Genomic DNA, 13,202 nt, shown 5'->3' on the forward strand with positions numbered 1-13,202 from the left:
TCCTTTAGGAATATTATATTTATCAGCTACTTTCCTTATTCCTCCTATTTCTCCTGAAAGATATTCTAGTACTAATTTTATTTTTAATCCTTTTGTGTATTTTGGCATACAAAAACCCCTCCATCCGTATTCCGGATTTTGGGGTTTAGGTCACAAATGCTGGATATGATTATTATGCTGTTCAGAAAAGAGTGAACCAACTATTATAACGCTATAGTGAAATAAGAAACCCATATGATAATTAAGAAATCAAAGAAACTATTATTGACATTATCGATAATAAAAGTTATACTACAGTATCATAACTTTTAATTAAAAAGAGGTATTATTTATGGGTAATAACATAAAAACTATAAGAAAGCAGAAAAATATGACACAAAATGATTTAGCAAAAGCAGTTGGAGTAACTAGACAATATATAGGTGATATTGAAAATTTAAAAAAAATGCCAACTATAAAAGTTGCTTTTGATTGTGCAAAAGCTCTAGATGTTGAAGTTAAAGATTTATTTTATTATTTATAATTCCAATTGTCGTCATATAATAAAATTAATATTGATGTATAGAAATTTTAATGAAAATGTAATTAATGCTATCTTATATACAAGTTTGTATAATTCACTTTATTTACTTGAAAATAAAGCGTGTCCCTTGATTAGTGTATGATTCAAGGGTTTTTAACATGTAAAAAAAGATTTTTAAACTTAACTGAGAACATAGAGAAAAGCATGGGAAAAAGATTCTCTATACTTAAATGAAACTATAGTTGCATTATTCTAAGAAGTATTATATAATATTCGTAGAGGAGTGGAAGTGACTAGATAAAAATCAGACGTTTGTATTAAAAATTTTATTTTTGATCTATCTATTTTTATCAGTGTAGTTGATTATATTTAAATTTAATTTATTTTAAGCTGATGTAGGAAAGGTTAATTTGGTATATTCTAGTTATGATAACGTTATTAGGGGTGATATTAATTACGAAAATATGATTTTCTTGAAGATTATATTATTGAGAACAACTATTGTAAAATACTAGGAAAACTTTTGCTATAGATGGAAGATATTTTTTCTATGACTTAGAAACTGGAAAAATTTCAGAATGTTTTCTAGATGAATATAAAATGCTAAAAGATTTGCTAAGACTCAAAGATTTAAATCAGCTGGAGTCTTTATTTTCAAAGTTTGAAAATGAAAAATACAGTATATAAGTAAGTTAGAACGATGGATTTCAATTTCATCGTTGCAAGAGACAATATAATGAACCGAAGAATTAGACGAATGTTGTAGTAAAGTTTTTTAAAAAAGCAAGGTTTAGTATTAGCTGGATATTGAGGTCTTATCAAAAGACTTTAATATAAATCAAACAAAAAGGAGGAACGGAAATGATTAAAGCAATTAATGAAGTAGCAGAAAAAGGTTATTGGGCAGATGCGAATGCTGGAAACTCAAATATTGATTCAAAGGATATATGTGAATTCTGTGACACTCGTGACAGTTGCACTCTGTGTGATTCAGAATGGTGTTGGCCTTTAATTAAAGACTGGGTGTAAACAATAATTAGCATTATGAAACTAATTATTTGAGTAACCGAATATAGGAGAGAAATCCTCTCCTATATTTTTATGGTATGACGGGCATGTTCTAATGCTGGGGTGAAAATCCCTACAGAGCGTAGTTACCGACGAATCTAATAGCGACTTGCAAGTTTTAGATGGCGACATCTAGGAGAGAAGAAGCAATAGCGAAATCGTGGCTTGACGAACAGGAACAGAATACAAGGCGTAACAGGTGGGCAAGCTAGCCATAGATAGCAAAGACCCAAAAGGTAACCGTAAACCCAAGGCGTAAATTCTGCAATTAAACGATGAAAGTATTGGAACTTATCCCGTGAGGTCTCACTAGCGAAATAGTAGTAACAACGAATAGTGAGAAGTCAGCAGAATCCATAGTAGCGAAGAAGTTTCTGTAATGGAAATGGAGCGAAGGGAGGAACGATATTTATTGTAATATTTGAAAAGGATGCACTATGACTTGATGGAACACAAGTAATGACGTATTCATTCTTCAAGGTTCAGATACAAAAAGAATAAAGTTAAATAGATACATCAGTAATAAATAATATGATACAAGAAAATATTGAACCGCCGTATGCAGAACGGTACGTACTGGTGGTGTGAGATGGGCTATGAATTAACCCCTACTCGATTTCTATTCTAATAAATTAAACTATATAGGAGTTATGATATGAAAACATTAAAAGTGAAAACTCATAGACTCATTAAAAATAACGGTAAAAATTATATTTTTATATCTGATACAGCATCTCTGTTTGAAATAGATGACTATGTTAAGAATATGATTAATGAGTCAGATGCATTATTTGCTTACGATAGCGATTCTGAAAAAGATCAGGAAATTATGCAAATTTTGGATAAAGCAGGATTTTTTTCTGATTCTTTTAAAGAGCCAGATTGGAAATCTAAAATTAATAAGTCACAACCTTCAGCATTAGTTTTAATGTTATCTCAGGATTGCAATCTGAGATGTAATTATTGTTATGCAGGTGATGGAAAATATTGCAACAAAGGTCTAATGAAAGAATCTACTGCTAAAATGGCGATTGATTATGCTTTTGATAACTTTACCGCAGACAAAATATCAATCATTTTGTTTGGAGGAGAACCTCTTTTAAACAAAAATTTATTTAAATTTTGCGTGGAGTATTCTAAGAAAAAAGCTGAGAAGTTAGGGAAGGAAGTAGGTTTTAGTACTACTACAAATGCAACTCTTTTAAATACGGAGATTGCTAAATTTATAATCGAGAATAAATTCAGTGTAACCATCAGCATAGATGGTGATGCAAAAACACATAATCGAAATAGATTCTATGCTAATAAAAAGGGAACATATGATGATGTAGTGTATAATGTAAAAAACTATTTGGGATTTAAAAATGTAGCTGCAAGAGCGACTCTTACAAAATACAATCCAAAAATAAAAGATGTATACGAGCATCTTTATGGATTGGGATTTAGATCGATTCATATCTCCCCATCCATTGAATTTATGGATAAAGATGCTTATGATAAGTTAATTATTAGTTACTTGGAACTTATTGATACCTTTGAGAAGAAACTTAAGTCAAAAGACTATGATTATTGCTTAAGGATGTCAAATATTATGGCATTTCTTAACAGATTGAGTAGAGGTGGACTTAGAAGAAAGTTTTGTGGGGCATGCAATAATATGCTGACAGTCGATATTGACGGCTCATTCCATGGATGCCATAGATTTGTTGCTGTACCAGAATTAAGTTACGGAAATATTATGAATCATAATGTTATTGAAGATGATAGAAAAAATGGGATGCTTGAAGCTCTGATACAAACTCATGATACGGTTTGCCGAGAGTGTTGGATATCAGGTATATGTGGAGGCGGATGTCCTGCAGAGAATATGTCTTCGAATAAAGATTTAAAAAGACCTTATGTTTTAACGTGCAATTATTTGAAAAGTATTATGCCTAGAATAATAGAACTATATATCGGATTAAGCAGTGAGGATAAGCGAATTTTCTTTTATTATGAAAAACAGTAGGTCTTCTAATATGTATAGTACAATATTAAAAACGATAAAATGAAATTGGCTGTATAGTGATGAGTATGATTATGAAACAGATATATCTGCAATATTTTATGGCATAAATAGAAGAGATAAATATTCGAGAATCATTAAAGTACATAAGTATGATAATGAAAGTAATAGAACTAATGTAAAATTTAATATAGTGAATAATTCACTATATAATAGAATTAAATATATAAACCAGAGCTCTATTGATAAACTAAGTGAAAATATAGAAAACTATAATAGTATGTCCAGTGTAATTCTAGATTTAAGGAATTGTATAGGTGGCAATTTTATGCAAATAATTTGCATGATGGATGTTTTTTATAGAAGATTTAAATTTAGTCTTATAAAAAAGAGGTACAGACTTGTCTTCTAAAAATCATGATAACAAATTTTCTAGAATTGTACTATTAGTTGGGAGAGGAATTATTTCTGCAGCAGAGCTTGTAACAGGAATAGGATTGAACAATAATAAAAAAGTTGTTATAGGTATTGAAAGCACCTTTGGTAAAAATACTGTTCAAAAAAACTTTGCATTTGGAAGATAATACTATATATGAACTTAGCGTTTCAGAATTTGAATTTGAGAGCATCATATCTAGTGGAAATGGTTTTAACCCAAATATAATAGTTAATAAATTTATTTAGGGAGACTATATAGAATTAAATGATATTTAAAATTATTGTATTTCTGACATTAGTATTAATATTGTGAAAGATGTGTGGATTTAAATTTTATAACTACGGGATTTGGAGGAAGAAATATGATTAGACTAGAAAACGTTAGCAAATCATACAACGATAAGATGATTTTGGAAAATATTAATTTTGAAGTTGAACAGGGAGATCGAGTAGTTATCTTAGGGAAGAGTGGTAGTGGTAAGACAACGCTATTAAATATTATAGCAACGATAGATTCTAATTATTCTGGGAATGTTTATCTTTTTAATAACTATTTAAGTAAATTAAAAAATTCTGATATAGCTAAGTTGCGTAGAGATCAATTAGGGTTTATCTTTCAAGATTTTGGACTATTAGAGAATTTTAATATTGAAGAAAACATATTATTACCAAGTAGAAGTGCTGGAAAGGATATTAAAAAGGATGAATATTTTAACAAACTTATAGATGTGTTAAATATCGAGAATTTATTAAAAAGGTACCCATCAGAATTATCTGGTGGAGAAAAGCAGAGAGCTGCTATTGCAAGAGCGATTATAAAAAAACCAAAATTAGTGGTAGCTGATGAAATTACATCTGCACTTGATATTTATACATCTAAGGAGCTTATTATCTATCTGGATGATGTCGTTACAAAATTTAATATAACTTTATTAATGGTAACACATGATCTTGAAGTTGCTAGAGTATGTAATAAAGTATATTTTATTAGACATGGACATCTTATAGAATTAGATAATTTAAACAGTGCAGAAAAACTATTTTATCAAGAGAGTAATGAGGGATAATATGATAGGGCAAGGAGGTAATAAAAATTATCATTATATGTTTAGTATGTCGTTAATTTTTATGTTCTTTTATGCTGTCTTAATTTTGAGCAATAGTGAAGGAATATACGAATTGGCAGAGAATATGGAAAATATGAAAGTATTCTTTTCAGTCATATTTGTTGTTTCATTTCTTGTAACAATTAAATTTGCCATTGATGGAATAACACAAGTCATTATAGGGGAAAGAGAAAAATTAGGTATATATTCTTTAGCTGGAAATAGAATTACCTTTTTGGCTCGTATGGTAAACGTCAATTTATTAGAAAGTTTTTTTATTGCATCAATTATCGGTGTGATTTTAGGTACTATATATAGTCATTGTATTGTCATACTTTTAGAATTAATATTTGAAATATCTAATATAGAGATAGATATAATAGGATTTAAAACTTTTACGGAGTATATTTTACTGCTGTTTATGATTTTGTGTACTAACTATTTGGTTGCATGCATTATTTTAAAGAGAAAGGATGTCAAGGATTTAATATATTATGAAAATATTTTAAAGGTTGAAGATTCGATTTTAAGAGACAACAATCTTTTTAGGTACTCTGTTATTACAGCTGGAATACTAGCTTTAACAGTTTCTTTTATTTTTTTAATTATAAAGAATATACAATATGACATTACAATATATTATATTATGGCGAGCTTAATATCTTGTTCTTTTCTTATATATAGATTGACTAAGATAATTATTTTGATAAGATTAAATAAAAATGTAAAATTTTCATCTAAAAGTTTTTTTAAATATGTTTTTTCACAAGAAGTTATACGAAATTGGAAAAAATATTACAGAAACCAGTGCTTATCAACGACGATTCTTTGTTTATCCTGCTTATTTTTATTTGGTTCATTGACGATTGGATATTCATATAAAGAAAATATAGCTAAAGAAGCTCCGTTTGATCTGGCTGTATCAGTAGATGCCAAGAGTGTCGACTTTAGTAATGTGAAAGATAAAATTGATCTTAACAACGTAAATTATAAAATTGAATACAAGGTATACTCAAACGAAGATTTAAAAAAATATAATTTACCTACACAGTGTATAAAATTAAGCGATTATAACTATTTACGTAAAATGTTGAATAAAGAGCCAATCAATTTATCTGATTACCAATACTTAGTGCAAGTAGAGGATATGGTTATTGAAAAAAGGATAAAGGATGAAGTTCAAAATACTCAAATTAGCATCAATAACAAAGACTTTTATATGGCTGAAAGTATTCAAAATTTTCCATTTCTACAATCTAATATAAATGGAAAATTTGAGTTATTAATATTTAATGATGAAGTAATTAATGACATGCGACTTCCTGTAAAGAGGAATGTTATGATGGTAAGTTTCAAAAATCAGCCGAAAGCTCAATTAAAAAATGAACTATATAAGACTTTAAATTCTTCAAATAATTTAGTCATGGATAATGAAAAAGAGCATATAACAATTAAAGTTGTCTTGAAAGAGTGGAGCAGACTAAATGGTCTGGTTGGTTTATCTATATTAACTATTTTTGGTATTTTTCTGTCGTCGATTTTGATATTGATCGCTATTAATAATATCGCTTTTTATAGCATTAAAAATTTAGACAAAATCTATATAGAAAATAAAATATATTTTGATTTAGGATGGAGTCTTGAACAGATTAGTCAATATAATGCGTTTAGGAACAAGGCGTTCTTTATAAATGCTACCGAAATGATATTGCTAAGTTTGGTTACTGGGACTGTATCAATGTATTATTTTACAAATCAATATTTAGATAATGATATGTACATATTTGCATTTGCTACGATTTCATTGTTATTATATTTGTTAATCATGTTTGTATATAATATAAGTCTAAATAGAATTTTATGTAACAAAATATATGAGTAGAGTAGGGAGTAGCTAATGTTTGTTGATATAATAAAAGAATTTAAAAAATTTAAAAAAGAGCAAATATTATGCTTTTTGTTTTCCTTTATAAATATCGCATTAATGTTATTGCTCCCATATACTTTAAAAATGATAGTTGATAAAGGTATAGCTGCTAAAAATCAAGAAGTCTTATTAACTTGGACTGCTTTGTATATTATTATGGTCTTTTTTCAACATATTTTTGAGTATTTAGCTAATATAAATAGGGTTAAATTAAAGAAAGAGTATTTGATAAATAAAAGGACGCTTATACTAAACAGAATTAAGAATATTCAAGGGAACGTTCTAAAAGACTACAGCACGGGTAAGATAATTAATATCATTAGTGATGATTTAGAACAAATAGGAGCATCATTTACAACTATCTTTTTTGAACTTTTTAAAAATGTTTTAATGGGTTCTATAGCGGCTATATTTTTATTTAGAATGAACACTCTACTTTTTATGGCTGTTATACTATTACAGCTTGTGATAGTATCTATTAACAATAAGCTATCTCGTAAAGTGCAAGATAAGACAAAAGTTTTTATTAAACAAAAAGATACAAATAAACAGGTTTTATATGATTTTATTAGCGATATTGAAAATATTGTATTATCAAATGAATGTGAATATTATGCTAAGCGTTCATTGAAAGAGGAGATATGTACACAAAATAAATTTATTGATGCTATGAATTTATCATTTTTAAATGCGTTTTCTGGAAAATTTGTTAGTGCTATTTCACAGATTATTATTTGGTTTATTGGTGGGATTCTCGTTATAAAATCACTTATGTCATTTGGAGAAATTATAGCTTTTATGTCGTATTCTTCTATGCTTTTAGGACCTATTTTAGGATTAACTAATATGAATTATGAAATTAGGTCTACTCTCATTTCTTTAGAGAGAGTAAACAATTTTGAACTTGCACTAGATAATTCCATAAATGCAAAAGAACAAATTCATACTGTTGAAACAATTGATTATAATAGTGTTAAGTTCAACTATGGTGAGTCAAAAAATATACTAAATAATATAAACTTACATTTTCAAAAAGGAAAAAAATACGGTATCATTGGGAAAAGTGGTACAGGAAAAACTACTCTATTGAAGCTTCTATTAGGGCTTTGGAATGCAGAAGATGGAGAACTTAGAGTGAATAATATAAATATAAAATATATAGATAAATTTTCGATAAGAGATAGAATTTCACTTGTCACACAAGAAATTATTATCCCTAAAGTCAGCATTAAATCATATCTAACGCTTGATAATAATGTTGAAGAAAGAATAATCTATAAAGTTTTGGATGATGTTAATTTACTCAGTAAAATAAATCAATTAGATAACGGAATTAATTCGGTTATAGGATCAGAGTTTTCTATGTCAGTTGGAGAAAAACAAAGATTATGTTTGGCAAAGGCATTACTTAAAGATAAGGATGTATTGATATTAGACGAGTTTACATCTAATATGGATATGGTTAATGAAGAAGAAATTATTAAGAATATTGTTACTAAATTCAATAACAAAATAATCATAGTAATTACACATAGATTTAAAGTTTTAGAATATTGCGATATTGTTTATGAAAGTAAAGGAGATTATTTTGATATGATTTCATATAAATAATAAATTAATAGGAGATGTTCATCCTATGTGTAAGATTATTTTAGTTAAAACTTGGATAATAAAATTAAGCTAGACATATTGAAATGATCAAAATTAAAGATTTAAGCAAGCATACAAGCATATTAGAATCTTGTATGCTTATTTTTTACTCAAAATTACCCAACTTGTCCTAAGGAATATAGAGGAAAGAAAATTAAGGTTAAAAATAGATCTGATTTCTTTGCCTGTGATATAGGAGGTGGAATATGAAAGTAAAAAGCTTGAAAGGGAAAAGAAGTTGTAAGGACTGAATACACTGAAAGGGATTTAAAGGCAGAGCTTAATTTCTATCTATCGGATAAATTCATCCAAGATCTATTTCTATTAAACGAAATCAGCCTTGAAGAATATAGAAAAATTAGAAGAGAAAATATTAAAAAATTAAGATCTATTCTTTCATCATTATGCTTCTTGTAGATAAATACATCTTGATAGATTTTATGGAACAAACTAAGCGGACTTCATATAAATTTGTAATCATGCCACTTATACTTGTAAATTTAGTAAATATAATTATTGCGATAATATCTACTGGCAAATTTTATCAAAAGCATAGCCAAAATAGTCTTGTAGATAGAATAAGAAGTTTAGAATAAAAATTTATAAATAATTTAAAAAAGCTATAAGGGTCTGTAAATAATTTTACTTTTCTTCTTGACTTTTGTTAGCAGGTTTTTATGGAGATTTTTGTCAAAATATTAATTTAAAGATTCAAATTAATAAAGGAAATATACAAATTTAATCATTTATTTGTTACTAAGAAAAATGGAGTAATTTATTATTGAATTGTTATTGATTCAAAATTAGTTTAACTGTTAAATTTAATTTTATTGCTCACGGAATAAAAGGCAGTAAAATAATGATAATGTTAGTTTTTAATTATCATGAATTTAGAAGAAGTTTAATTTATAAGAGATTATATGCATAACATATATAATATCAGACGATTAAACTAAGTTAGGTGGTTTACATGGTATCAAATGAAAAAATAATCTTGAGTTTAATGATACTTTTCTTTGTCTATTCAATTTTGGGATAGATTATGGAAGTAGTTTTGAAGTTTATTAAATATGGACGATTTATGAACAGGGGATTTTTGATAGGTCCATAGTGTCCTATTTATGGTGTAGGAGTTGTTTTGATTACAATTGTTAACTATCTTTTAGCTCCTGTAGAATCCTCCTATGGTACAACTTTCTTAATCTCCTTTATATTTTGTGGAATTTTGGAATATGTAACTTCAATATATTTTGAAAGGAAATATCATGCAAGATGGCGGGATTATTCTAACAAACCTATGAACTTAAATGGAAGAGTTTGGATTGGAAATCTAGTAGCATTTGGTCTTGGAGGCACGATTGTGACTAGAATATTGAATCCGTTTTTCTTCAAATATATTAATAGAGTGTCTACAAATGTTTTAGTCATTATTGTTTTTATTATGTTTATAGTTTTTATTACAGATATTATTGTATCGCACTTTATTATGAATATTCTTAAAGTTAACGTTGAACAAAGTAATTCAGATAAGAGTGAAGAGATAGCGGAGAAAGTCAGATATTTGCTGGAAAATAAATCTGTACTACATAGAAGGTTAATAAATGCATATCCTGAGTTGATATTTAGGACTAATAAAGTAAAAGAAAGGCTTGAAAGAGTAAAGAGGGATAGTGAACAATTTATAAAGGAAAATGAAGGAAGACTAAGCGAGCTTAATTTAAACGTCAAAGAAAAGTTTTTCCCTGAAAACCTCAAGTTATTAATTGATAGTCAAAAAGATATAATACATATTCAAGATAGATTGATAAAGGCTCTTATAAATGATGAAATCTCTGAAAATGATATGGAAAAGTATATAAAAGAAATTGATGACAAGAAAAAATATTAAATAATAAATATGAATAAACTTTTAGACGTTTTATAATTAAACTAATATAATAATTTAGAATCATATAAAATATTTTATAGTTGTTTATTGAACTTGCATAAAAAGCTGCTATAGTATTATAGGCTTGAGTAACAATTTACAAATCGAGTAGGAATATCACAAGTTTTAAAAAAAGAAACTGAGATGGATTTATACTTTTGTTGTTTTAACTATATCTCAAATCTTTTTGTGATTTTCAATAGACTTATTAATTATTAAGGATTTTAAATGACAGGTAATAAAATAGTTAAGTTTTTGCCGCAAGTTATTACTGTGCTGGCAGGATCGATATCTCTAATTTTGCATACATTATTTATTAAAGTAGAATTAATTCCTTTTGTCCAAGTTATAGCCAGTGGTTGTGTAGTTATGATTTTACCTAAATTAGAATTTATGGCAGAAAAAAATTCACTTTGGTTTTTAAATTTAGTTTATGCATTTTTTATTGTTTTAGCAGTCGATTTGGGCTCCGTATTAGGTTTTTATGACTTATTTTTGTGGCGGGATACTGTGATGCACGGAGCTTTTGGTTTTATTTGTAGTGTTAGTATTTATATATTATTTTTGAAAGATAGCTATGATTTGAAGAATCGGAGTAGATTATTGCTTATATTTCTTGCTACAATGGGTTGTGGATCCTTGTGGGAAATATTTGAATTTTCTGTTGATAATATTTTGGGAATGGACACTCAAAGAGTGGGCGAATCGATAGCACTGGGTAAAACTCCGGTTTATGATACAATGGTAGATATAATTATTACTATTGCTGGATTTATCGTTTTTGTGCTGATATATTCGCTTTATAAAAGAAAATTGAAAAAGTAAAACCACATATAGTGCCTATAATGTTTTTATAATTGTATTTTATAAATGTTGATCAGCCATATTTTTGGTAAATTTGTCAGACTAAAATAGAGCCAATTATTCTAAAATAGATTTATTGGCTCTAATGGTATATAAGTTTTTATAAGAATTAACTTACTTATTTTAAAATTATTTATTAAGATCTAAGTTAACATGCTATTTAAATAGCTCATTGTACAAAGCGTTTATAGCATTTTCTTCGTATTTTTTATTTACAAAGACAAAGATTGAATTGTTGGTTGCCCCGTGGATTATTGATTCTAATTTTATTTTTTTCTCATAGAATACCTTGGATATTTTATAAAGGGTCTCGACCATAATATCTTTGAGTCCTTCTCCTACTATGGCTATGGCAGAGATATTATCCTTTACTTCAAATTCATCGAAATTAAAGTTTGACTTTATAGTGTTTATTATTGTTTGCATTTGAAATTCGCTTGTTATATATTTTTTTCTAATGATAATTGATAGGGAGTCAATTCCTGTTGGGATATGTTCTACAGAAATATGTTGGTGTTCAAAGATATCGAGCAATTTTTTCATATAACCTATTTCCTTATTCATCAGATACTCCGTAATGCTGAAGGATATGAAGTCGCCGACATTTGATATACCTACTATTGGATTTTGGTCTATATTATCCCTATTCCCTTCTATGATGGTGCCACCATTGTTGGGATCGTTGGTGTTTTTGATTTGTATTTTTATATCCTCTGACAAGAGGGGTGTTACTGCATCATCTTGGAAGATCTCGAATCCATTGTAGGATAGCTCTCTCATTTCTCTGTAGGTAATATTGGTGATAGGCCTAGGAGAAGCTATCAATTTAGGGTTGGCTGCGTAGATATAGTTCATGTCTGTGAAGTTTTCGTAGATATCACAGGCAAGTCCCCTAGCAAGGATAGAACCAGTTAGGTCAGACCCACCCCTCTTAAAGGTTATAATTCTTTCTTGTGGGGTATAGGCATAAAATCCTGGTACTATAAATAGGGTATCCTCATCCTTAAATTTCTTTAAATTATCATAGGTCTCATCTGAGATTATGGATTCACTAAGGGTTTGCTCGGCAATAATTCCAGCTTCCTTAGGGGATAGGTAGCGACACTTGATGCCAAGGGATTTGATGTAGGAAGCGATAAGTCTAGCATTGAAGTCTTCCCCACAAGCCTTGATGGCATTTTCCATGTAGAAGTGATCATCAATTTCTCTAAGATTTTTTTCAAGGATTTCTCTAAAAGTGTCTAGTAGGGACTCATCTATCCCTAGATCTTTGATAATTTCTTCATACCTTGCTAAGATAGTCTTTATTGTGTCCTTGAATTTTGGGTCGGAATTTATATATTCCTGGCATAGTTCTATAAGTAAATCTGTTACTTTGATATCAGAATCAAACCTCTTTCCTGGTGCAGATACTGCTACCGCTACTATATCTTTATCATCCAAAATAATATTGCATACTTTTTTTATTTGTGTGGCATTAGCTACAGAAGATCCACCAAATTTTGCTATTTTTCTCATTCTAAACCTTTCTCTTAATTTAATTCTAATTTTGTTTATTATTATACATTAATTCTTATAATTCAAAAGTCCATGCAAAAATTATTTTAGAATTGTTGAAAATCAAAGGATTATTAAAGATAAAAAGCACTCTCTTTTGCGATATGAGAAAAGTTGGTTAAATATTAAAAAAATAT

The 13,202-nt window shown here is 28.2% G+C and carries 11 protein-coding genes; 10 read left to right on the forward strand and 1 reads right to left on the reverse strand.

What is annotated here, in order from left to right:
* Window positions 1-331: 331 nt before the first annotated feature.
* The 10 genes from MUN42_RS03065 to MUN42_RS03105 all read left to right on the forward strand — a co-directional run bounded on the left by MUN42_RS03065 (window position 332) and on the right by MUN42_RS03105 (window position 11,469).
* Window positions 332-523 carry a helix-turn-helix transcriptional regulator gene (locus MUN42_RS03065; protein WP_243342886.1) on the forward strand — a complete coding sequence of 64 codons (192 nt, stop codon included), beginning with the start codon at window positions 332-334 and terminating at the stop codon, window positions 521-523.
* Window positions 524-1,384: 861 nt separating this feature from the next.
* Window positions 1,385-1,552, forward strand: coding sequence for a hypothetical protein (locus MUN42_RS03070; protein WP_243342887.1), 168 nt, complete (start codon window positions 1,385-1,387; stop codon window positions 1,550-1,552).
* Window positions 1,553-2,246: 694 nt separating this feature from the next.
* On the forward strand, window positions 2,247-3,599 hold the full coding sequence (locus tag MUN42_RS03075; RefSeq protein ID WP_243342888.1) for a radical SAM protein: 1,353 nt from the start codon (window positions 2,247-2,249) through the stop codon (window positions 3,597-3,599).
* A gap of 398 nt (window positions 3,600-3,997) precedes the next feature.
* Entirely contained in the window at window positions 3,998-4,180 is a 183-nt protein-coding gene (locus MUN42_RS09780; protein WP_279323789.1) for a S41 family peptidase, read from the forward strand.
* 216 nt (window positions 4,181-4,396) lie between these two features.
* Window positions 4,397-5,101, forward strand: coding sequence for an ABC transporter ATP-binding protein (locus MUN42_RS03085; RefSeq protein WP_243342889.1), 705 nt, complete (start codon window positions 4,397-4,399; stop codon window positions 5,099-5,101).
* Between the two features lies 1 nt (window position 5,102).
* Window positions 5,103-7,022 carry a hypothetical protein gene (locus tag MUN42_RS03090; protein ID WP_243342890.1) on the forward strand — a complete coding sequence of 640 codons (1,920 nt, stop codon included), beginning with the start codon at window positions 5,103-5,105 and terminating at the stop codon, window positions 7,020-7,022.
* Window positions 7,023-7,037: 15 nt separating this feature from the next.
* The gene (locus tag MUN42_RS03095) at window positions 7,038-8,678 is read left to right on the forward strand and encodes an ABC transporter ATP-binding protein (protein ID WP_243342891.1); all 1,641 of its coding nucleotides are present in this window, start codon (window positions 7,038-7,040) and stop codon (window positions 8,676-8,678) included.
* 345 nt (window positions 8,679-9,023) lie between these two features.
* A complete protein-coding gene (locus MUN42_RS09830; protein ID WP_347708754.1) occupies window positions 9,024-9,134 on the forward strand; it encodes a hypothetical protein in 111 nt (36 codons plus the stop codon).
* 700 nt (window positions 9,135-9,834) lie between these two features.
* Window positions 9,835-10,605, forward strand: coding sequence for a hypothetical protein (locus tag MUN42_RS03100; RefSeq protein WP_347708755.1), 771 nt, complete (start codon window positions 9,835-9,837; stop codon window positions 10,603-10,605).
* A gap of 267 nt (window positions 10,606-10,872) precedes the next feature.
* Entirely contained in the window at window positions 10,873-11,469 is a 597-nt protein-coding gene (locus MUN42_RS03105) for a hypothetical protein (RefSeq protein WP_243342894.1), read from the forward strand.
* Between the two features lie 195 nt (window positions 11,470-11,664).
* Here MUN42_RS03105 and MUN42_RS03110 read toward each other — a convergent pair whose 3' ends face one another.
* Entirely contained in the window at window positions 11,665-13,026 is a 1,362-nt protein-coding gene (locus MUN42_RS03110) for an aspartate kinase (protein WP_243342895.1), read from the reverse strand.
* Window positions 13,027-13,202: the final 176 nt, after the last annotated feature.

Source organism: Anaerococcus sp. AGMB09787, from assembly GCF_022808955.1.
In the GTDB taxonomy this organism is placed as follows: Bacteria; Bacillota; Clostridia; order Tissierellales; family Peptoniphilaceae; genus Anaerococcus.